17 protein-coding genes and 2 pseudogenes are annotated in these 21,780 nt (G+C 71.4%); 3 read left to right on the forward strand and 16 right to left on the reverse strand.

The features are described from left to right. Nucleotides 1-3: 3 nt before the first annotated feature. The 12 genes and pseudogenes from nuoL to ACOBQU_RS16145 form a co-directional block, all read right to left on the reverse strand. Nucleotides 4-1,958 (reverse strand): annotated as a pseudogene (gene nuoL, locus ACOBQU_RS16090) (NADH-quinone oxidoreductase subunit L). A gap of 14 nt (nt 1,959-1,972) precedes the next feature. Beyond that, on the reverse strand, nt 1,973-2,272 hold the full coding sequence (gene nuoK / locus ACOBQU_RS16095; protein ID WP_384795440.1) for an NADH-quinone oxidoreductase subunit NuoK: 300 nt from the start codon (nt 2,270-2,272) through the stop codon (nt 1,973-1,975). Next, nucleotides 2,269-3,135, reverse strand: coding sequence for an NADH-quinone oxidoreductase subunit J (locus ACOBQU_RS16100; protein WP_423627651.1), 867 nt, complete (start codon nt 3,133-3,135; stop codon nt 2,269-2,271). The genes nuoK and ACOBQU_RS16100 overlap by 4 nt, the downstream gene beginning before the upstream one ends. Then, nucleotides 3,132-3,821: an NADH-quinone oxidoreductase subunit NuoI gene (gene nuoI / locus ACOBQU_RS16105; RefSeq protein WP_423627653.1), complete on the reverse strand. Its 690-nt coding sequence runs from the start codon at nt 3,819-3,821 to the stop codon at nt 3,132-3,134. The genes ACOBQU_RS16100 and nuoI overlap by 4 nt, the downstream gene beginning before the upstream one ends. Then, a complete protein-coding gene (gene nuoH / locus ACOBQU_RS16110; protein WP_423627655.1) occupies nt 3,814-5,178 on the reverse strand; it encodes an NADH-quinone oxidoreductase subunit NuoH in 1,365 nt (454 codons plus the stop codon). Before nuoH ends, nuoI begins: the two co-directional genes overlap by 8 nt. After that, the gene (locus ACOBQU_RS16115; RefSeq protein WP_423627656.1) at nt 5,175-7,685 is read right to left on the reverse strand and encodes an NADH-quinone oxidoreductase subunit G; all 2,511 of its coding nucleotides are present in this window, start codon (nt 7,683-7,685) and stop codon (nt 5,175-5,177) included. The genes nuoH and ACOBQU_RS16115 overlap by 4 nt, the downstream gene beginning before the upstream one ends. Further along, nucleotides 7,682-8,998, reverse strand: coding sequence for an NADH-quinone oxidoreductase subunit NuoF (nuoF, locus tag ACOBQU_RS16120; protein ID WP_423634527.1), 1,317 nt, complete (start codon nt 8,996-8,998; stop codon nt 7,682-7,684). Before nuoF ends, ACOBQU_RS16115 begins: the two co-directional genes overlap by 4 nt. Before the next feature lie 76 nt (nt 8,999-9,074). Further along, on the reverse strand, nt 9,075-9,941 hold the full coding sequence (gene nuoE / locus ACOBQU_RS16125) for an NADH-quinone oxidoreductase subunit NuoE (RefSeq protein WP_423627658.1): 867 nt from the start codon (nt 9,939-9,941) through the stop codon (nt 9,075-9,077). Continuing rightward, nucleotides 9,938-11,272: an NADH-quinone oxidoreductase subunit D gene (locus ACOBQU_RS16130; protein ID WP_423627660.1), complete on the reverse strand. Its 1,335-nt coding sequence runs from the start codon at nt 11,270-11,272 to the stop codon at nt 9,938-9,940. Before ACOBQU_RS16130 ends, nuoE begins: the two co-directional genes overlap by 4 nt. After that, nucleotides 11,272-12,021, reverse strand: a complete 750-nt coding sequence (locus tag ACOBQU_RS16135; RefSeq protein ID WP_423627662.1) for an NADH-quinone oxidoreductase subunit C — start codon at nt 12,019-12,021, stop codon at nt 11,272-11,274. Before ACOBQU_RS16135 ends, ACOBQU_RS16130 begins: the two co-directional genes overlap by 1 nt. After that, nucleotides 12,018-12,572, reverse strand: coding sequence for a NuoB/complex I 20 kDa subunit family protein (locus ACOBQU_RS16140; protein WP_423627664.1), 555 nt, complete (start codon nt 12,570-12,572; stop codon nt 12,018-12,020). The genes ACOBQU_RS16135 and ACOBQU_RS16140 overlap by 4 nt, the downstream gene beginning before the upstream one ends. Before the next feature lie 31 nt (nt 12,573-12,603). Continuing rightward, nucleotides 12,604-12,963 carry an NADH-quinone oxidoreductase subunit A gene (locus ACOBQU_RS16145; RefSeq protein ID WP_030678082.1) on the reverse strand — a complete coding sequence of 120 codons (360 nt, stop codon included), beginning with the start codon at nt 12,961-12,963 and terminating at the stop codon, nt 12,604-12,606. 945 nt (nt 12,964-13,908) lie between these two features. On the opposite strand from ACOBQU_RS16145, the gene ACOBQU_RS16150 reads away from it, so the two are divergent. Further along, nucleotides 13,909-14,769 carry a C40 family peptidase gene (locus ACOBQU_RS16150; protein ID WP_423627666.1) on the forward strand — a complete coding sequence of 287 codons (861 nt, stop codon included), beginning with the start codon at nt 13,909-13,911 and terminating at the stop codon, nt 14,767-14,769. Between the two features lie 161 nt (nt 14,770-14,930). On the opposite strand, the gene ACOBQU_RS16155 is transcribed toward ACOBQU_RS16150, so the two are convergent. Beyond that, entirely contained in the window at nt 14,931-16,223 is a 1,293-nt protein-coding gene (locus tag ACOBQU_RS16155) for a geranylgeranyl reductase family protein (protein ID WP_423627668.1), read from the reverse strand. A gap of 97 nt (nt 16,224-16,320) precedes the next feature. Here ACOBQU_RS16155 and ACOBQU_RS16160 point away from each other — a divergent pair, with 97 nt between their 5' ends. Further along, a complete protein-coding gene (locus ACOBQU_RS16160) occupies nt 16,321-16,845 on the forward strand; it encodes a GNAT family N-acetyltransferase (protein WP_423627669.1) in 525 nt (174 codons plus the stop codon). A gap of 69 nt (nt 16,846-16,914) precedes the next feature. Continuing rightward, nucleotides 16,915-17,277, forward strand: coding sequence for a PASTA domain-containing protein (locus ACOBQU_RS16165; protein WP_423627671.1), 363 nt, complete (start codon nt 16,915-16,917; stop codon nt 17,275-17,277). Nucleotides 17,278-17,299: 22 nt separating this feature from the next. On the opposite strand, the gene ACOBQU_RS16170 is transcribed toward ACOBQU_RS16165, so the two are convergent. The 3 genes and pseudogenes from ACOBQU_RS16170 to ACOBQU_RS16180 form a co-directional block, all read right to left on the reverse strand. Next, nucleotides 17,300-20,227, reverse strand: coding sequence for a hypothetical protein (locus ACOBQU_RS16170; RefSeq protein WP_423627673.1), 2,928 nt, complete (start codon nt 20,225-20,227; stop codon nt 17,300-17,302). A gap of 151 nt (nt 20,228-20,378) precedes the next feature. Further along, the gene (locus tag ACOBQU_RS16175; protein WP_423627674.1) at nt 20,379-21,074 is read right to left on the reverse strand and encodes a demethylmenaquinone methyltransferase; all 696 of its coding nucleotides are present in this window, start codon (nt 21,072-21,074) and stop codon (nt 20,379-20,381) included. 197 nt (nt 21,075-21,271) lie between these two features. Continuing rightward, nucleotides 21,272-21,777: pseudogene (locus tag ACOBQU_RS16180) on the reverse strand (imidazolonepropionase-like domain-containing protein). Nucleotides 21,778-21,780: the final 3 nt, after the last annotated feature.

Here is a 21,780-nt window from a genome sequence, read left to right on the forward strand (position 1 = left end):
GTATCAGACCGCCCTCATCAGCAGCGTCGCGGCGATGAGGACCGCCGCGCCGCCGAACATCGAGACCGCGTAACTGCGGGCGTAGCCGTTCTGGAGCTTGCGCAGGCGCCCGGAGAGCCCGCCGACCGAGGCCGCCGTGCCGTTGACCACGCCGTCGACCAGGGTGTGGTCGACGTACACCAGGGAGCGGGTGAGGTGCTCGCCGCCGCGCACCAGGACCACGTGGTTGAAGTCGTCCTGGAGCAGGTCGCGGCGGGCCGCGCGGGTGAGCAGCGAGCCGCGCGGGGCCACCACCGGCACCGGCCCCCGGCCGTACTGGAACCAGGCCAGGGTCACGCCGATGACCAGGACCACCATGGTGGCGCCGGTGACCGTGGCGGCGCTCAGCGGGGAGTCGCCGTGGTCGTGGTGCGTGACCGGCTCCAGCCAGTGCAGGAAGCGGTCGCCGACGCTGAAGAACCCGCCCGCGAAGACCGAGCCGAAGGCCAGCAGGACCATCGGGATCGTCATGGACTTGGGCGACTCGTGCGGGTGCGGCTCCGCGTGCTCGCTGTGCGCGCCGCGCGTCTCGGCGGCGGGCTCCACGCTCGGCTCCTGGGGGAGGCCGTCGCCCGGTGGCGCCAGCGCTCCTCTCCGAAGAAGGTCAGGAGCATCACCCGCGTCATGTAGTACGCCGTGATGGCCGCGCCGAGCAGGGCCACCGAGCCGAGGATCCAGCCCTCGGTGCCGCCCTTGGCGAACGCCGCCTCGATGATCTTGTCCTTGGAGAAGAAGCCGGACAGACCCGGGAAGCCGATGATCGCCAGATAGCCGAGCCCGAAGGTCACGAACGTCACCGGCATGTACTTCCTGAGGCCGCCGTACTTGCGCATGTCCACCTCGTCGTTCATGCCGTGCATGACCGAACCGGCGCCGAGGAAGAGCCCGGCCTTGAAGAAGCCGTGCGTCACCAGGTGCATGATCGCGAAGACATAGCCGATGGGGCCGAGGCCCGCGGCCAGGATCATGTACCCGATCTGCGACATCGTGGATCCGGCGAGGGCCTTCTTGATGTCGTCCTTCGCGCAACCGACGATCGCACCGAAGAGCAGCGTCACGGCGCCGACCACGGTGACGGCCAGCTGCGCGTCCGGCGCGGCGTTGAAGATCTCCCCGGAGCGCACGATCAGATACACGCCCGCGGTCACCATCGTCGCCGCGTGGATCAGGGCCGAGACCGGGGTCGGGCCCTCCATCGCGTCCCCGAGCCAGGACTGGAGCGGCACCTGCGCGGACTTGCCGCACGCCGCGAGCAGCAGCATCAGGCCGATCGCCGTCAGCTTGCCCTCGCTGGTCTCACCGGTGGACTCCAGGACGGGCCCGAAGGCGAACGTCCCGAAGGTGGTGAACATCAGCATGATCGCGATCGACAGGCCCATGTCGCCGACGCGGTTGACCAGGAAGGCCTTCTTCGCCGCGGTGGCCGCGCTGGGCTTGTGCTGCCAGAACCCGATCAGGAGGTACGAGGCGAGGCCGACGCCCTCCCAGCCGACGTACAGCAGCAGGTAGTTGTCGGCGAGGACGAGCAGCAGCATCGCCGCGAGGAACAGGTTCAGATAGCCGAAGAAGCGGCGGCGGCGCTCGTCGTGCTCCATGTACCCGATCGAGTACAGGTGGATCAGGGTGCCGACGCCGGTGATCAGCAGGACGAACGTCATCGACAGCTGGTCGAGCTGGAAGGCGACGTCCGCCTGGAAGCCCTCGACGGGGATCCAGCTGAACAGGTGCTGGTGCAGCGCGCGGTCCTCGGCGCCCTTGCCGAGCATGTCGCTGAAGAGCGCGAGGCCGACGACGAACGAGACCGCCGCGAGGAGCGTGCCGAGCCAGTGGCCGACGCGGTCGAGCCGCTTGCCGCCGCACAGCAGCACGGCCGCTCCGAGCAGGGGCGCCGCGACGAGCAGCGCAATCATTTTCTCCACGATTCTGCGACCCCTTACAGCTTCATCAGGCTGGCGTCGTCGACCGAGGCCGAGTGACGGGAGCGGAACAGCGAGATGATGATCGCGAGCCCGACCACGACCTCGGCCGCGGCCACCACCATCGTGAAGAAGGCGATGATCTGGCCGTCCAGGTTGCCGTGGAGCCGGGAGAACGCGACGAACGCCAGGTTGCAGGCGTTGAGCATCAGCTCGATGCCCATGAAGACCACGATCGCGTTCCGCCGGATCAGCACGCCGGTGGCGCCGATGGCGAACAGCAGCGCCGCCAGGTACAGGTAGTTCACCGGGTTCACTTGGAGGCCTCCTCGGTCCGCGCGGCGCGGTCGCCGTCGCCGTCGCGCCGCGGGTCCGTGCGGCGCAGGTTGGGGCGGGCCAGGCGGTCCGCGGAGCGCTGCTCCAGGGCCCGCAGGTCGTCCAGGGCCTCCGTGGAGACGTCCCGGATCTGGCCGCGCTCGCGCAGCGTCTTGTTGACCGTCAGCTCCGAGGGCGTGCCGTCCGGCAGCAGGCCCGCGATGTCCACGGCGTTGTGCCGGGCGTACACACCGGGGGCGGGCAGCGGCGGCAGGTGCTTGCCCGCGCGCACCCGCTCCTCGGCCAGCTCGCGCTGGGTCTTGGCGCGCTCCGTGCGCTCGCGGTGGGTGAGCACCATCGCGCCGACCGTGGCGGTGATCAGCAGGGCGCCGGTGATCTCGAAGGCGAAGACGTACTTGGTGAAGATGAGGGACGCCAGGCCCTCCACGTTGCCGCCTTCGTTGGCCCGGCCGAGGCCCCTGAAGTCCTTCAGCGAGGCGTTGCCGATCCCCGCGAACAGCAGGATGGCGAAGCCGAGGCCGCACAGCAGGGCCAGCCAGCGCTGGCCCTTGATGGTCTCCTTCAGCGAGTCGGCGGCGGTGACACCGACCAGCATGACCACGAACAGGAACAGCATCATGATCGCGCCGGTGTAGACGACGATCTGGACGATGCCCAGGAAGTACGCGCCGTTGGCGAGGTAGAACACCGCCAGGATGATCATGGTCCCGGCGAGGCACAGGGCGCTGTGCACCGCCTTCCTCATGAGGATCGTGCACAGCGCGCCGATGACCGCGACCGTGCCGAGCACCCAGAACTGGACGGCCTCGCCGGTGGAGGTGGTGTAGGCCGCTACGGAGGTCATGCGTCCACCCCCTGCTCCCGGGCCGCCTCCGCGGAGGGGGGCTGCTCCCCCTTGGAGACGGCGACCTGGCGCTCGGTGCCCGGCGCGGCCTGGGTCACCAGGCCGCGGTAGTAGTCCCCCTCGTCCGTGCCGGGATACATCGCGTGCGGGGCGTCGACCATGCCCTCCTCAAGGCCCGCGAGCAGCTGGTCCTTGGTGAAGATCAGGTTGGCGCGGCTGCTGTCGGCGAGCTCGAACTCGTTCGTCATCGTCAGCGCGCGCGTGGGACAGGCCTCGATGCACAGGCCACAGAAGATGCAGCGGGCGTAGTTGATCTGGTAGACCCGCCCGTACCGCTCGCCCGGGGAGTAGCGCTCCTCCTCCGTGTTGTCCGCGCCCTCCACGTAGATCGCGTCGGCCGGGCAGGCCCAGGCGCACAGCTCGCAGCCGACGCACTTCTCCAGGCCGTCCGGATGGCGGTTGAGCTGGTGCCGGCCGTGGAACCGGGGAGCGGTGGTCTTCTGCTGCTCCGGATACTGCTCGGTCAGCCGCTTCTTGAACATGGCCTTGAAGGTCACGCCGAAGCCCGCGACCGGGTTCTGGAACCCTTGGTCCGACTGGTTCGACTGCTGCGGGTCGACCGCTTCCCGCCGCTCGGGCGGGTGCGGCTGGTTCCGCCGCTCCGGCTTGTTCGACTGCTCAGCCATCGGACGCCTCCTTTCCGTCACTTTGAGTATCGGGCCCACCACTGACAATCAACTCCCGCTCGTGGCGCGGGCGTCGCCGCGGGACCGGCGGCAGGGTCTGGCCGGGCAGCGGGGGCACCGGATAGCCACCGGCCATCGGGTCGAAGGCGGCCTCGTCCGCGGCGCCCGCCGCCGCCTCCTCCTTCTCCCGTCGGTCGCGGAAGAGGTCGGCCACCAGGGAGAGCAACAGCAGGGCGAGGACTCCGCCGCCTACGTAGAGGGCGATCTGAGCGAAGTCGTAGTCCTCGTTGCGCAGCGCGCGGACCGTGGCGACGAGCATCAGCCACACCACGGAGACGGGGATGAGGACCTTCCAGCCGAGCTTCATCAGCTGGTCGTAGCGGACGCGGGGCAGGGTGCCGCGCAGCCAGATGAAGAAGAACAGCAGCAGCTGCACCTTGAGCACGAACCAGGCCATCGGCCACCAGCCGTGGTTGGCGCCCTCCCAGAAGGTGCTGATGGGCCACGGGGCGCGCCAGCCCCCGAGGAACAGCGTCGTGGCCACCGCCGAGACGGTGATCATGTTGATGTACTCGGCGAGCATGAAGATCGCGAACTTGATCGACGAGTACTCGGTGTTGAAGCCGCCGACGAGGTCGCCCTCGGACTCCGGCATGTCGAACGGCGCGCGGTTGGTCTCACCGACCATCGTCACGATGTAGATGAGGAACGACACCGGCAGCAGCAGCACGTACCAGCGCTCCTGCTGGGCCTCCACGATCGCCGACGTCGACATCGAGTTGGAGTACAGGAACACCGACGCGAACGCGGCGCCCATCGCGATCTCGTACGAGATCATCTGCGCGCACGAGCGCAGGCCGCCGAGCAGCGGATAGGTGGATCCGGAACTCCAACCCGCGAGCACGATGCCGTAGATGCCCACGGAGGCGACCGCGAGGATGTACAGCATCGCGATCGGCAGGTCGGTGAGCTGCATCGTGGTGCGGTGGCCGAAGATCGACACCTCGTTGCCCGCGGGCCCGAAGGGGATCACGGCGATCGCCATGAAGGCCGGGATCGCGGCGACGACGGGCGCGAGGATGTACACGACTTTGTCAGCGCGCTTGACGATCAGGTCCTCTTTGAGCATCAGCTTGATGCCGTCCGCGAGGGACTGGAGGAAGCCCCAGGGGCCGTTCCTGTTGGGGCCGATGCGCAGCTGCATCCAGGCGACGACCTTGCGCTCCCAGACGATGGCGAACAGCACGGACACCACGAGGAACGCGAAGCAGAAGACCGCCTTGAGCCCGATCAGCCACCAGGGGTCGCGGCCGAACATGGACAGGTCCTCGGCGGCGAGCTGGGTCATGGGGGTCATGACTGCACCTCCTGGGCGCCCTCGGCGGGCGCGACGCGGACAGCGGGGCCGATCCTGACGAGCTCGCCCGGCCGCGCGCCCGTGTCCGACGCGACGCCGCCGCCCACGGAGTTCAGCGGCAGCCACACCACGCGGTCCGGCATCGCCGTGACCTTCAGCGGCAGTTCGGTGCGCCCCGCGGTGCCGGTGACGGCGAGCGGCTCGCCGTCCTTGACGCCCGCCTCGGCCGCGGTGGCCGGGGAGAGCCGGGCCACCGCCGCGTGCCGCGTCCCGGCGAGCGCGTCGTCGCCCTCCTGGAGGCGGCCCTGGTCGAGCAGCAGCCGGTGCCCGGCGAGCACGGCCTCGCCCGCGGCGGGACGCGGCGGCTGGGCGCCGGTCTCCAGGGGTTCCGTGGCGCGCGGCCCGGACCAGCCGCCGAGGCGGTCCAGCTCGCGCCGGGTGGTCAGCAGGTCCGGCAGGCCCAGGTGGACGTCGCCCGCGTCGGCCAGCATGTGCAGGACGCGCGCGTCGGTGGGCGCCAGGCGGCGGGTCATCTGGTCCGGCTTCAGGGCCGCGTCGAAGAGCCGGGCCCTGCCTTCCCAGTTGAGGAAGGTGCCCGGCTTCTCGGCGACGGCGGCCACCGGGAGGACCACGTCGGCGCGCTCGGTCACCTCGCTCGGCCGCAGCTCCAGGGAGACCAGGAAGCCGACCGCGTCCAGCGCCTCCCGCGCGCGTGCCGGGTCGGGCAGGTCGGCGACCTCGACGCCCGCCACCAGGAGGGCACTGAGTTCACCGGTCGCGGCGGCCTCGATGATCTGGCCGGTGTCGCGGCCGTAGCGGTGCGGGAGTTCGGCCACGCCCCAGGCGGCGGCGACCTCCTCCCGGGCGCGCGGGTCGGTGGCCGGGCGCCCGCCCGGCAGCAGCGACGGCACGGCGCCCGCCTCGATGGCCGCCCGCTCTCCGGAGCGACGGGGAATCCACACCAGGTGCGCCCCGGTGGCGGACGCGGCCCGCACGGCGGCGGTGAGCCCGCCCGGCACGGCCGCGAGCCGCTCGCCGACGACGAGCACGGCCCCTTCGGAGCGCAGCGCCTCGGCGGCCTTGGCGCCGTCGTCCTCCAGGCCCACTCCGGAGGCGAGGGCGTCCAGCCACTCCGTCTCCGTGCCGGGCGCGGCGGGCAGCAGCGTGCCGCCCGCCTTCTGAAGGCCCCGGGTGGCGTACGTGGCGAGAGCGAAGGTGCGCTGGCCGTGCTTGCGCCAGGCCTTGCGCAGCCGCAGGAAGACGCCGGGCGCCTCCTCCTCCGCCTCGATCCCGACGAGCAGGACGGCGGGCGCCTTCTCCAGGGAGGTGTACGTGACTCCGGTGCCGTCCAGGTCGCGGCCGCGCCCGGCGACGCGGGCCGCCAGGAAGTCGGCCTCCTCACTGGAGTGCACCCGCGCCCTGAAGTCGATGTCGTTGGTGTCGAGCGCCACGCGCGCGTACTTGCTGTACGCGTAGGCGTCCTCCAGGGTGAGCCGCCCGCCGGTGAGGACCCCGGCCCGGCCGCGCGCGGCGGCGAGGCCGCGGGCGGCGGCCTCAAGGGCCTCGGGCCAGCTCGCGGGCTCCAGGGCGCCGTCGGCGTTGCGCACCAGGGGCGTGGTCAGGCGGTCGGGCTGCTGGGCGTACCGGAAGCCGAAGCGGCCCTTGTCGCAGATCCACTCCTCGTTGACCTCGGGGTCGTCCTGCGCGAGGCGCCGCATGACCTTGCCGCGCCGGTGGTCGGTGCGGGTGGCGCAGCCGCCCGCGCAGTGCTCGCAGACCGACGGCGAGGACACCAGGTCGAAGGGGCGGGAGCGGAACCGGTAGGCGTGCGAGGTGAGGGCGCCCACCGGGCAGATCTGGATGGTGTTCCCGGAGAAGTACGACTCGAAGGGGTCGCCGTCGCCGGTGCCGACCTGCTGGAGCGCGCCGCGTTCGAGCAGCTCGATCATCGGGTCGCCCGCGATCTGGTTGGAGAAGCGGGTGCAGCGGGCGCACAGCACGCACCGCTCGCGGTCCAGGAGCACCTGGGTGGAGATCGGCACGGGCTTCTCGTAGGTGCGCTTCCTGCCCTCGAAGCGGGACTCGGCGGTGCCGTGCGACATGGCCTGGTTCTGCAGCGGGCACTCGCCGCCCTTGTCGCAGACCGGGCAGTCCAGCGGGTGGTTGATGAGCAGGAGCTCCATCACGCCCTTCTGGGCCTTCTCCGCGACCGGCGAGGTGAGGTGGCTCTTGACCACCATGCCGTCGGTGCAGGTGATGGTGCAGGAGGCCATCGGCTTGCGCTGCCCCTCGACCTCGACGATGCACTGGCGGCAGGCACCGGCCGGGTCGAGCAGCGGGTGGTCGCAGAAGCGGGGGATCTCGATGCCGAGGAGTTCGGCGGCGCGGATCACCAGGGTGCCCTTGGGGACGCTGATCTCGATGCCGTCGATGGTCAGCGTGACCAGGTCCTCCGGCGGAACCGCCGCCTCCCCGCCCCCGGAGGGAGCGCTGGTGGTCACTGTCATGCGTTCACCTCCGTGTTCGCCGCGGGCCGGTCGGCCCAGAGGGTGGACTTGGCGGGGTCGAAGGGGCAGCCCCTGCCGGTGATGTGCTGCTCGTACTCCTCGCGGAAGTACTTCAGCGAGGAGAAGATCGGCGAGGCGGCGCCGTCGCCGAGGGCGCAGAAGGACTTGCCGTTGATGTTGTCGGCGATGTCGTTCAGCTTGTCGAGGTCGGCCATGACGCCCTTGCCCGCCTCGATGTCGCGCAGCAACTGCACGAGCCAGTAGGTGCCTTCGCGGCAGGGCGTGCACTTGCCGCAGGACTCGTGGGCGTAGAACTCGGTCCAGCGGGTGACGGCCCGCACGACGCAGGTGGTCTCGTCGAAGCACTGGAGCGCCTTGGTGCCGAGCATGGACCCCGCGGCGCCCACGCCCTCGTAGTCCAGCGGCACGTCGAGGTGCTCGTCGGTGAACATCGGCGTCGACGAGCCGCCCGGCGTCCAGAACTTGAGGCGGTGTCCTGGCCGCATGCCGCCGCTCATGTCGAGCAGTTGGCGCAGCGTGATGCCGAGGGGAGCCTCGTACTGGCCGGGCGAGGCGACGTGGCCGCTGAGCGAGTACAGCGTGAAGCCCGGGGACTTCTCGCTGCCCATCGACTTGAACCAGTCTTTTCCGCGATGCAGGATCGCGGGAACCGACGCGATGGACTCGACGTTATTGACAACAGTGGGGCACGCGTAGAGGCCCGCGACCGCAGGGAAGGGGGGACGGAGTCGCGGCTGGCCACGGCGGCCTTCGAGCGAGTCGAGCAGCGCGGTCTCCTCACCGCAGATGTACGCGCCCGCGCCCGCGTGCACGGTGAGTTCCAGATCGAGTCCGCTGCCCAGGATGTCCTTGCCGAGGTAGCCCGCCGCATAGGCCTCGCGTACGGCCTCGTGCAGCCGTCGCAGGACGGGCACGACCTCGCCCCGCAGATAGATGAACGCGTGCGACGAACGGATCGCGTAACAGGCGATCACGATGCCCTCGATGAGGCTGTGCGGATTGGCGAAGAGGAGCGGGATGTCCTTGCAGGTCCCGGGCTCCGATTCGTCGGCGTTGACAACTAGATAGTGCGGTTTGCCGTCTCCCTGCGGAATGAACTGCCATTTCATCCCGGTGGGGAAGCCCGCGCCGCCCCGGCCGCGCAGTCCGGAGTCCTTCACGTAGGCGATGAGGTCGTCGGGCGCCATCGCGAGCGCCTTGCGCAGTCCCTCGTAGCCGTCGTGCCTCCGGTAGACGTCCAGGGTCCAGGACTTCTCCTCGTCCCAGAAGGCCGTAAGGACCGGTGCGAGCAGCTTCTCGGGGCTGGTCTCTCCCCGCCCTCGGCTCCGCCCGGGCGGGCGGTGCCCCCTTGCTCCGCTGCCACGGTCATCACTCCCCCTCCTCACGGTCCGCGTCGACCGGGCCCGCGGGGTGGGCCGGGTCGGACGCCGAGGTCCTCTGCGGTGCGTCGTGCGAGCTCAGGTGCTCGCTGGGCGACGGGTCGTGCGGCTGGGAGCCCTCCGGTCCGCCCGCTCGCGGGTGGACCACGCGCGCGGGGGGCGCCTCGCCCTTGGCCAGGCGCAGCCCGACCAGCGAGGCGGGGCCCGCGCCGCCGGTGGCCTCCACGGCTCCGGGGCGCTCGTCGGGGAAGCCCGCGAGGATCCGCGCGGTCTCCTTGAAGGTGCACAGCGGGGCGCCGCGGGTCGGTGCGACGGGGGCGCCCGCGCGCAGGTCGTCGACGAGGCGCTTGGCGCTGCCCGGGGTCTGGTTGTCGAAGAACTCCCAGTTGACCATCACGACGGGCGCGAAGTCGCAGGCGGCGTTGCACTCGATGTGTTCGAGCGTCACCTTGCCGTCGTCGGTGGTCTCGCCGTTGCCGATGCCCAGGTGCTCCTGGAGGGCCTCGAAGATGGCGTCGCCGCCCATGACGGCGCACAGGGTGTTGGTGCAGACGCCGACCTGGTAGTCGCCGGAGGGCTTGCGCCGGTACATGGTGTAGAAGGTCGCGACGGCCGTCACCTCGGCGGTGGTCAGGCCGAGCACGTCCGCGCAGAACTGCATGCCGGTGCGCGTCACATGCCCTTCCTCGGCCTGCACCAGGTGCAGCAGCGGCAGCAGTGCCGAGCGGGAGTCCGGGTAGCGGGCGACGACCTCGCGCGCGTCCGCTTCGAGGCGTGCGCGGACGTCGGCCGGGTAGTCCGGAGGGGGCAGTTGGGGCATGCCCAGGCTGACGCCCTCGGATTCGGCGGTGGTCACCGGTCGACGCCTCCCATCACGGGGTCGATGGACGCGACGGCGACGATGACGTCGGCGACCTGGCCGCCCTCACACATCGCCGCCATGGTCTGCAGGTTGGTGAAGGACGGGTCGCGGAAGTGGACCCGGTAGGGGCGGGTGCCGCCGTCGGAGACGACGTGCACCCCGAGTTCGCCCTTGGGCGACTCGACGGCGGCGTAGGCCTGGCCCGGTGGGACCCTGAAGCCCTCCGTCACCAGCTTGAAGTGGTGGATCAGGGCCTCCATGGAGGTGCCCATGATCTTCTTGATGTGGTCGAGCGAGTTGCCGAGGCCGTCGGGGCCGAGGGCCAACTGGGCGGGCCAGGCGATCTTCTTGTCGGCGACCATGACGGGCCCGGGCCGCAGCCGGTCCAGGCACTGCTCGATGATGCGCAGCGACTGGCGCATCTCCTCGACGCGGATCAGGAAGCGGCCGTAGGAGTCGCAGGTGTCGGCGGTCGGGACGTCGAAGTCGTAGGTCTCGTAGCCGCAGTACGGGTCGGTCTTGCGCAGGTCGTGCGGGAGTCCGGCGGAGCGCAGGATGGGGCCGGTGGCGCCGAGGGCCATGCAGCCGGTGAGGTCGAGGTAGCCGACGTCCTGCATGCGGGCCTTGAAGATGGGGTTCCCGGTGGCGAGCTTGTCGTACTCGGGGAGGTTCTTCTTCATCTTCTTCACGAACTCGCGGATCTGGTCCACCGCGCCGGGCGGCAGGTCCTGGGCGAGTCCGCCGGGCCGGATGTACGCGTGGTTCATGCGCAGGCCGGTGATCAACTCGTAGATGTCGAGAATGAGTTCACGATCACGGAAGCCGTAGATCATGATCGTGGTCGCGCCGAGTTCCATGCCGCCGGTGGCGATGCACACCAGGTGCGAGGACATGCGGTTCAGCTCCATCAGGAGCACCCGCAGGATGGTGGCGCGGTCCGGGATCTGGTCCTCGATGCCGAGGAGCTTCTCCACGGCCAGGCAGTAGGCCGTCTCGTTGAAGAACGGCGTGAGGTAGTCCATCCGCGTCACGAACGTGGTGCCCTGCGTCCATGTGCGGTATTCGAGGTTCTTCTCGATGCCGGTGTGCAGATAGCCGATGCCGCAGCGGGCCTCGGAGACCGTCTCGCCCTCGATCTCCAGGATGAGCCGGAGCACGCCGTGCGTGGAGGGGTGCTGCGGGCCCATGTTGACGACGATGCGCTCGTCGTCGGCCTGGGCGGCGGAGCGGGCGACCTCGTCCCAGTCGCCGCCGGTGACCGTGTAGACGGTGCCTTCGGTGGTCTCGCGCGCCGTGGCGGAGGCAGAGGCAGAAGGAGTGCTCATCAGCTGTACGACCTCCGCTGGTCCGGAGCCGGGATCTGGGCGCCCTTGTACTCGACGGGGATGCCGCCGAGGGGGTAGTCCTTGCGCTGTGGGAAGCCCTGCCAGTCGTCCGGCATCATGATCCGCGTGAGCGCGGGGTGGCCGTCGAAGACCAGGCCGAAGAAGTCGTACGTCTCGCGCTCGTGCCAGTCGTTGGTCGGGTAGACCGCCACCAGGGACGGGACGTGCGGGTCGGCGTCGGGGGCGCTGACTTCCAGGCGGATCAGCCGGTTGTGGGTGAGCGAGCGCAGGTGGTAGACGGCGTGCAGCTCGCGGCCCTTGTCGCCGGGGAAGTGCACTCCGGAGACGCCGGTGCACAGCTCGAAGCGCAGCGCCGGGTCGTCGCGCAGGGTCTGGGCCACGCGGACGAGGTGCTCGCGGGCGATGTGGAAGGTCAGCTCGCCGCGGTCGACGACGGTCTTCTCGATGGCGTTCTCGGGGACGATTCCCTGTTCCTCCAGGGCGCCTTCGAGTTCGTCGGCGACCTCGTCGAACCAGCCGCCGTAGGGGCGGCTGGACGCGCCGGGGAGCCGGATGGAGCGGATGAGGCCGCCGTAGCCGGAGGTGTCGCCGCCGTTGTTGGCGCCGAACATGCCGCGCTGGACGCGGACCTCCTCGCCGCCGTCGCCGCGCTGGCCGGGGAGGTTGGCGGCGCCCAGGTCCTTCTCGGGGTTGACGCCGTTGGTGGCGTCGCCGTGTGCGTCGCTCATCGCAGCAGCCCCTTCATCTCGATGGTGGGGAGCGCCTTGAGGGCCGCCTCCTCCGCCTCGCGGGCCGCTTCCTCGGCGTTCACGCCGAGCTTGGTGTTCTGGATCTTGTGGTGCAGCTTGAGAATCGCGTCCATCAGCATTTCGGGCCGGGGCGGACAGCCGGGCAGATAGATGTCGACCGGGACGATGTGGTCCACGCCCTGGACGATCGCGTAGTTGTTGAACATCCCGCCTGAAGAGGCGCAGACCCCCATGGAGATGACCCACTTGGGGTTGGGCATCTGGTCGTAGACCTGCCGCAGGACGGGCGCCATCTTCTGGCTCACGCGCCCGGCGACGATCATCAGGTCCGCCTGCCGCGGGGAGCCGCGGAAGACCTCCATGCCGAAGCGCGCGAGGTCGTACCGTCCGGCGCCCGTCGTCATCATCTCGATGGCGCAGCAGGCCAAACCGAAGGTGGCGGGAAAGACGGATGCCTTGCGCACCCACCCGGCGGCCTGCTCGACGGTGGTCAGCAGGAATCCGCTCGGCAGTTTCTCTTCGAGTCCCATGCTCAGTGGCTCCTCTGTCCCCTTCCGGGGGTCAGTCCCATTCCAGGCCGCCGCGCCGCCATACGTACGCGTACGCGACGAAGACGGTGAGCACGAAGAGCAGCATCTCCACGAGCCCGAAAATCCCCAGGGCGTCGAAGGTGACGGCCCAGGGGTAGAGGAAGACGATCTCGATGTCGAAGACGATGAACAGCATCGCCGTCAGGTAGTACTTGATGGGGAAGCGCCCGCCGCCGGCCGGCGTGGGGGTCGGCTCGATGCCGCACTCGTAGGCCTCGAGCTTCGCGCGGTTGTACCGCTTCGGCCCGACAAGCGTGGCCATCACCACGGAGAAGATCGCAAAGCCTGCTCCGAGGGCTCCCAGTACGAGGATGGGCGCATACGCGTTCACCGCTCCTCGCTCCTCTCAGTCGGCACTGACTGCTGGCGGTTGCGTCGGCCTCGCTCGCCACCTCCCGCGGCGGTCTTCCGCGGGCTTCCGGAGCCCTCGAAGATCGCCTACATGTGAAGCAGGTCACAAGCCCAACTTCCCCGCATCTTATGCCCGCCGGTCTGTGATCTGCGACACGGGGTACGACAACGGCTTTGTGATCTCCACCACCTGACGAAGGATCATGAAGTCGGATGAGCGGTGATCTTCACACGCGAAGCACCTGAGTGATCACCAGAGGTGACAACTTGGCACGTTGGGCCTGGTCGAGGCGGGGTTGCATTATCAAGTGATGGCCACTACAGGCAAATTGGCGCTGGGCGGGATCACTTGATAGTGGGGCGCGTTCACACCCGAGGGGCAGGGATGTGGACGAAGGTGGACGTGTGCATCGATTCACGAGTGCGGGCGCGACGGGCGGGAGCGGAGGCCGCGACGGCAGCGAGGACCGGAGCGGCGGCCCGGCATCCACGGAGGCGCGGCGGCAGCGGAAGCAACGGAAGCGACAGCTGGGGCGACAGGGTCCCCAGAGCCAGAAGGGTCGCGCGCGTACATATAAGGAGAGGGGCGGGCGACCAAACCGCCGGGAGGTCTCAGGGTGGTCTCGATGTGATCTCAGGGAGGGGCAACGCGGGGCGATCGAGTGGCGGAACGTGAGCTGCGCCACATTCGAACGACCGGCCAAACAACCGGGCTTGGCCAACGGCAGCAACGCGTGCTAGTCCACGGGCAATTCGGACGTAATACCGAAAACCCATGATCACAGGCGTGATCACGACTGTCCGCATTGCCCGTTACGGCGTCAATAAGCGGCGACACGCCCGGGATTCGAGACCGCCGCACGCAACTGTGGCGCAGCACACGTTTCTTGAAGGGAACCCGGTGTCCCTGATAGCGGTTGTTCCCATGTCCCACACCGCTCACATACCGAGCCACCGGAAGCCCCGTCGCAGCGCGTCGAAGATGGCTCTGCGCGCCGGAGTTGCCGGTGGCGTCCTCAGCACCCTGGCAGTGGCAGGCGCCGCTGGCACGGCGAACGCCGCCGAGCCGGTGACCGAGACCGTCGAGCTGCCCACCCTCACGGCCGATCTGTCCGCCCAGATCGCCCAGTCCGCGGACGCCACCCAGCAGACCGCGGACAGCTACGAGGCGCGCGCCCAGCAGGAGGCCGCCGCCGCCAAGGCCGCCAAGCAGGCCGCCAAGGACCAGAAGGCCGCGGAGAAGAAGGCGGAGGCCATCAAGAAGGCCAAGGCCGAGGCCGAGGCCAAGCGCAAGGCCGCCGCCGAGCGCGCCGCGCGGTCCACCGAGCGCACCACGCTCAGCACGTCCTCCGCGCCCTCCGGCGGCTCGTCCGCCAACCAGGGCTCGAACTCCTCGGCGTCCGACAGCAGCAACGTCTCGGCGCCGTCGAGCGGCAGCGTCAGCGCGGTCATCAGCTTCCTGCGGGCCCAGGTCGGCGACGCGTACGTCATGGGCGGCACGGGCCCGAACTCGTGGGACTGCTCGGGACTCGTGCAGGCCGCCTTCAAGCAGGCCAACATCAACCTGCCGCGCACCTCGCAGGCCCAGTCGACCGCGGGCACCCCGGTGTCGCTGTCCAACGTGCAGGTCGGCGACATCCTGTACTGGGGCGGCGCGGGCTCCGCGTACCACGTCGGTGTGTACATCGGCGGCGGCAAGTACCTCGACGCGGCCAACCCGAGCAAGGGCGTCGTGATCCAGGACCTCTCCGGCTACCCCGCCTCCGGAGCCGTACGAGTGCTCTGAGCGGTACGAGTGCTCTGAGCCGAACGCGAAAGGGCCGCCGCTCCGAAGAGGAGCGGCGGCCCTTTCGTTCTCCTGCCCGCTGGCTGCCGTGGTGCCACCTGCTGGCGCGTGGTGGCTGGTCGCGCAGTTCCCCGCGCCCCTTCGGGCGCGGGGACACCGCCTCAGGCCTTGGGGGCCACGCGGCTCAGGCCGTTGATGATGCGGTCCATCGCGTCGCCGCCCGTCGGGTCGGTGAGGTTGGCGAGCATCTTCAGCGTGAACCGCATCAGCATCGGGTGCGTCAGGCCGCGCTGCGTGGCGATCTGCATGACCTTCGGGTTGCCGATGAGCTTCACGAAGGCCCGGCCGAGCGTGTAGTAGCCGCCGTAGACCTCCTTGAGGGTCTTCGGGTAGTTCCGCAGGGCCAGTTCGCGCTGGGCGGGCGTGGCGCGGGCCACGGCCTGCACCATGACCTCGGCGGCGATCTGCCCGGACTCCATGGCGTACGCGATGCCCTCGCCGTTGAACGGGTTCACCAGGCCGCCCGCGTCGCCCACGAGGAGCAGGCCCTTGGTGTAGTGCGGCTGGCGGTTGAAGGCCATCGGCAGGGCGGCGCCGCGGATCGGGCCCGTCATGTTCTCCGGGGTGTACCCCCAGTCCTCCGGCATGGAGGCGCACCAGGCCTTGAGGATCTCGCGCCAGTCCAGCTCCTTGAAGGCGGCGGACGTGTTCAGGACGCCCAGGCCGACGTTCGACGTGCCGTCGCCCATGCCGAAGATCCAGCCGTAGCCGGGAAGGAGCCGGTCCTGGGCGCCGCGCCGGTCCCACAGCTCCAGCCAGGACTCCAGGTAGTCGTCGTCGTGCCGCGGCGAGGTGAAGTACGTCCGCACGGCGACGCCCATCGGGCGGTCCTCACGGCGGTGCAGGCCCATCCCCAGGGACAGCCGCGAGGAGTTGCCGTCGGCCGCCACGACCAGCGGCGCGTGGAAGGTGACCGGCGTCTTCTCCTCGCCGAGCCGCGCCTCCACGCCGGTGATGCGGCCGGTGCGGTCGTCGACGATCGGGGCGCCCACGTTGCACCGCTCGTACAGCCGCGCGCCCGCCTTCTGGGCCTGCCGGGCGAGCTGCTCGTCGAAGTCGTCGCGCTTGCGTACGAGGCCGTAGTCGGGGAAAGAGGCAAGATCCGGCCAGTCGAGCTGGAGCCGCACCCCGCCCCCGATGATGCGCAGGCCCTTGTTCCGCAGCCATCCGGCCTCTTCGGAGATGTCGATGCCCATGGCCACCAACTGCTTGGTGGCGCGCGGGGTCAGACCGTCGCCGCAGACCTTCTCCCTGGGGAAGGCGGTCTTCTCCAGCAGGAGCACGTCGAGTCCGGCCTTCGCCAGGTAGTACGCCGTCGTCGAACCGGCCGGACCGGCGCCGACGACGATGACGTCCGCGGAGTTGGCGGTGGTGTCGGAGAGCGGCTCGGTCACGGCGGGTTCTCCCCAAGGCTCGAAATCAGTGTGCCGACGGGCACGGGATAGAGGCAGTCTATGAGGCGGTACCGACCCATCAGCCGAAGGGCCACATGTGAGCGACCAGAACGCCGTGAGCCGCGTGGACGTGCGACTGCGCGTCCCGACCGACGAGGACGCCGTCGTCTGGCACCGGCTCTTCGACGACCCGGAGGTCATGCGGTTCACCACCACGGGCAGGCCCGCCGAGCTGTCAGCGTACGAGGAGTTGACCGCGCGGCAGCGGCGGCACGACGCGGAGTTGGGCTTCTGCCTGTGGACCGTGCTCGGCCCCGACGGCGAGCCGGTCGGGCTCACCGGCGCCCAGCCCTGGCCCTGGGAGTGGGGCCCCATCGGCGAGATAGAGATCGGCTGGCGGCTTGCCCGGACGGCGTGGGGCCACGGCTATGTCACGGCGGCGGCGCGCACCACCCTCGACCGGCTGCGGTCGGCGGGCGTGGCCTCGGTGGTCGCGATGATCGACACGCGCAACGAGCGGTCCATCGCGGTGGCCGGACGCCTCGGCATGGAGCGCGGCGAGACCTATGTGTCGCCCCACTCGGGCCGCGAGGCGCACTGCTTCCGGCTCGCCCTGGAGTAGGCCCGTTCCGCCGGGGTCGGGGACGGCCCCGGCGGGCTACCCTGCCCCTACCACTGGGGGGTGACGCCTGTGCCGCAGACACCGGGGTACGCCGGGCCGCCGGAGGTGCGCGTGCCGCGCCTCCTGGGGCTGATGGCGATGGACGCGCGTGACGCGGCGGCCGCCCACGGCGTGCGCATCGAGGCGGGTGACCGGGCCGCGTTCCACGAGGCGGCCCTGGAGTACGTGGTGCGCCAGTACCCGGTCCCGGGCACCGAGGTGCCGCGCGGCGCCGTCGTCACGGTGTGGTTCGAACTCGGCCCGGAGGACGACGAGGGCGGCGCGGGCGTGCGCGAGCCGCGCTGGCCGAGGCCACCGGACGGCGGCCTCCTGCGGGAGCTGGCGGAACCGGGGCGTCCCGAGGAGCCGGAGGTGGGCGTCAGCGGGTGGTGACCCCCGCCCGCCCCCGCCGGGTTCAGCCCATCAGGCGCCAGGTGTTCAGGGCCGTGCGGTGGGTGCGCTCGCCCTTCGACGTCGGCCAGGTGTTCTCGCGCCAGGAGAGCTGGATGGCGTACTCGGTGCCGTCGTCCGCGATATAGCTCTGGTTGATGGCGTGGATCACACGGTCCGCGCGGTCGGTGTACGTGTACTCCCAGACCGCCCCCGCGTGGCCCTGGAAGGCGTTCCGCTCCAGGCGGACGCGCTGGTAGGACGACTTGTTCGGGTCCTTCTTGGCGTGGACCTCCAGGTTGGCGAGGTTGTCGTACGACGTGTACGGGGCGTTGTGGATGACGCCGATCTGGAAGTTCTCCGGGCCCCTCGGGGCGGCGTACGTGATCTGCGTCGGGTTGGTGCTGGTCTGCCGCGTCCAGCCCGTGGGGACGGCGAAGGAGAAGCCCTTCTCGTCGGTGACGCGCTGCGAACCGGCGGGCACGGAGGCGTCGTCGAGGCCGCGTTCCGTGCCGCCCTCGGTGGCGTCGCCGCCGTCGGCGCCGCTGTCCTGGTCGCCGTCGGCGCCGCTGTCCTCGCCGTCGTCGGTGGTGCCGTCCGTCGCGCCCGATTCGGCGCCGTCCGGGGTGGCCGGGCCCTTGGGGTCGGCCTGGTCCTGGCGCGGCTCGTCGGACTGGCTGACGGAGGGGGCGCCGTTCCTGGCCTCGTGGCCCGCCTTGTCGTCGTCGTTCTCCTGCCAGAGCAGGACGCCTGCCGCGGTGCCGCCGCCGATGACCAGGGCGCCCGCGAGGGTGGCGGCCCAGATCCCGGCGCGCCCGCGGGAGCCGCCCGTGTCGCCGGGGGCGCCGGGCTGCGCGGTGGGGGCGAGGTGGCCGGGGCGGGTGGGGGTGTAGACGAGGTGCGGTACGGGGGTGGGGGTGCCGGGGGTGGGGGGCTGGCCCGCGGCTTGGGGCTGCGCCGCGGGGGCCGTGCCCTGCCCGGGGGCCGCCGACGCGGTGCCCTGGGGCGGGGTCGCGGACTGGGTCGGGGCCGACTCCAGGCCGGGCGGGGCGGGCGGAGCCGCGGGGACCGCCGGGGGCGTGGGGGCGTACCCGGGGGTGGGGGCGCCCGCGGCGGTCACGGTGTCGGGGGCGCCCGGCGGGCCTGCCGGGGCCGGGGCGCCGCCGGGGCCGCCGGGGCCGCTTGAACCGCCGGGGCCGCCGAAGCCGCCCCAGCCGCCGGGGCCACCAGGGCCACCCGGACCGCCCGGCCCGAACCCGCCCGCCGCACCGCCCGCCCCCGCCGCGAACGGCGTCAGGCCCGCGATCCGCAGCACGAACGGCCCGACCACCACCGCACCGGCCACCCACAGCAGCCCGAAGAGCAGCACGTCCGGCACGCTCACGCCCGCCTCGACGGTGCTGCTCGCGGTGCGGCCGCGGTAGCCGGACTCGCTCGCCGACGTCTCGACGCTGACGCCGCCGACCGCCGCCAGCAGCAGGTACACCGCGAAGAAGAGGCCCGCGCCGAGCACCTGCTCCCCCCGGTTCGCGCACCGGCGCGCGGTCAGCGCGCCGACCACCAGGGCCGCCACCAGGCCGAGCGCCAACGCGCCCACGACCGCGCCCGAGTTGAGCACGTCACCGAGCTTGTCCAGGTCGAAGGTGCCGGTCTCGTTCCGGCCTCCGTACGACGAGCTGCTGCGGCTCGCCTCGGACTCCAGGGGCGCGCCCCAGCCGAGGCCGAGCGCCGCCACGCCCAGGTTCGGGAGCACCAGCAGCGCGAGGACGTACGGCGAGATCCCGGAGTCGCGCAGGTCGGCGGCGTCGGCGAAGTCATCGATCTGGGTGAGGCTCAGATACGCCGTCACCGAGGCCAGCACCAGCACGATCAGGAGGGCGCGCAGCGCGGTGCCGGTGGCGCGTACGAACGCCTGCGCGCCGGGCCGGGCGGCCAGGCGCGGCGCCAGCTCGTCGCGCTGGAGGACGGCGGCGGACACGCCGAGCGTGAGCACGAACGAGCCGAGCAGCGCGAGGAACGGGCCCGACGACAGCTCGACGTCCTCGATCTCCGGCTGCCCGTAGAGGGCCAGCACCAGCACGCCCGCGGCGGTCAGGACGGCGACGCGGACGGCCGCTTCGAGCCCTGTGGTCGCGCCGGGCGCCCCGGCGGCGCGCGCCCGCTGCCGATTCCTGAGGACGCGCGCGCCGATCACGAGCGCGCCGATGAACAGCGCCGTCACCGTCAGCGGGATCAGGTGCGGGGACACCGTGCCCTCGACCACCGGGTCCGACGACGACGAGCCGAAGGTGTCGCCCTCCTCGCGGCCCGTCAGCTCCGGGCTGCCGCCGACCGCTTGCAGGATGAAGGCGAGCGCGATCCGCAGCCGGTCGCCGAAGCCGACGGCGTCCACGTCGTCCTGGCCGTAGGAGGGGATGGCGCACGACACCGCCACGATCAGCAGCGTCGCGAGCGGCCACAGCGCGGCCTGCGCGGAACCGGCCCAGTCCCCGCGCACCGTACGCCCGAAGAAGGCGCCGACGGGAGAGGGGGTGGCGGCGGGCACGGCCGGGGCCTGGGCGGGCGCCAGGACGTACACGGGTGGGGGCGGGCCCGCCGGGGCCGGGGGCCCAGGGGTGGGCGGTGCGGCCGGGGGTGGCGGGCTCGCGGGAGGGGGCACGGGAGGCTGGGCCGGGCGGTGGTCAACCGCCGTGGGAGGGTGGGGAGTCGGGGCCTCGGGCTCGGCCTGGGCACCGCTCTCGCCAGGGGCGTCGGCGGTGGCGGTGGGGGCGTCCGCCACGCTGTCCTCGGGGGCGTCCGCCAGGCTGTCCTCGGGGGCGTCCACGGAGCGGTCGGCCGGGGCGTCCGACGCGCCGTCCACCCCCGGCTCCGGCACCCGCTCGCGCCCGCACCTCATGCAGAAACGGGCCTCGTCCGGCGATGCGGCCCCGCAGCGCGGGCAGTTGGAAGCCATGGAAACGCTCCGTCTTCGGGAGATGAGCCAGGGGACGGGCCGGTGAGCGCCGACCGTTACGTCCCGGCCACGCGAAGTGGCCGGGTCGTAGTGACTGACCCATCTTGCCCAGCGTGCGGTTCCCGTCAACCGGTGCGTCCGGGAAGACCGTTCAGGCCTTCTTGAACCCTCGGTGCAGCGCCACGACCCCGCCCGTCAGGTTGCGGTACGCGACCCTCGACCAGCCCGCGTCGGACAGCTTCGCGGCGAGCTGCGGCTGGTTGGGCCAGGAGCGGATGGACTCGGCGAGGTAGACGTACGCGTCCGGGTTGGAACAGACCGTGCGCGCGACCGGCGGCAGGGCGCGCATCAGGTACTCGACGTAGACCTTGCGGAACGGGCCCCACGTCGGCTCGGAGAACTCGCAGATCACCACGCGGCCGCCGGGGCGGGTCACGCGCAGCATCTCGCGCAGCGCGGCGTCGGTGTCCTGCACGTTGCGCAGGCCGAAGGAGATCGTGACGGCGTCGAAGGTGTCGTCCTTGAACGGCAGCTTCGTCGCGTCCCCCGCCGTGAACGGCATCCAGGGGTGGCGCTGCTTGCCGACGCGCAGCATGCCGAGCGAGAAGTCGCAGGGCACGACGTACGCGCCCGCCTGGGCGAAGGGCTGCGACGACGTGGCGGTGCCCGCGGCGAGGTCGAGGACCTTCTGCGCGGGGCGGGCGTCGACGGCCTTGGCGACCTCCTTGCGCCACAGGCGCGCCTGCCCGAGCGAGATCACGTCGTTGGTCAGGTCGTACCGTTCCGCGACGTCGTCGAACATGGAGGCGACGTCGTGCGGCTGCTTTTCCAAGGATGCGCGGGTCACCCGGCCCATTGTGTCAGGCCGGTCTTCTTCCCTGCCGGTGGCCTTCGCCTGCGGCGGGCTCTTCGCCTGCGGCGGGCATAGCGCGGTTCGGGGTGCCTCTGCGGGTGGTCCGGGGGCGGTCTGGCGAGCGCGGGTTCGCTCGGGTTGCTCGCGCGGTTCCCCGCGCCCCTTCGGGGCACGGCCCCAGGCCCGGCGGCTCATCTGCGCCGGTACACCAGGCGGCCGCCGATCACCGTCGTCAGGCAGGTGCCGGCGGAGTCGACGACGGCGAAGTCGGCCTCTCCCCGGGCTCGGGCGGGGCCACCGGGTGCCCCCGCAGGCCGGAGCGGGTGACGGCCGTGCGGACGGCGGGGTGGGTGAAGGGGCCCGCCAGGGCCGTGGTGCCCGTGGCGAGGAGGCGCTGGATGCCGCGGCGGGCGCTGGCGCCCCAGCGGGTGTCCGTCATGTCCAGGGCGGCGAGGGCCGCGCCGGTCAGGGGCTCGGTGCCGAGTTCGTCGGCCTCCCGGGGGTCGGGCCAGTACGCGCGCTCCAGGAGGGCGACGGCGTCGGGCTCGTACCGGCCCGGGGTCAGGGCCCCGTCCCACTCGCGGACGCGGGCCCGGTCACCGTACGCCGCGCGCAGCTCCTCGTACGGGCCGACCGCCGCGAACCGCGGGCCGTCCACGACCACGGCCCCGCCGTCCACACGGTGCAGCGTCAGCACGGG

It is taken from the genome of Streptomyces sp. G45 (genome assembly GCF_049542095.1).
Classification (GTDB): Bacteria; Actinomycetota; Actinomycetes; order Streptomycetales; family Streptomycetaceae; genus Streptomyces.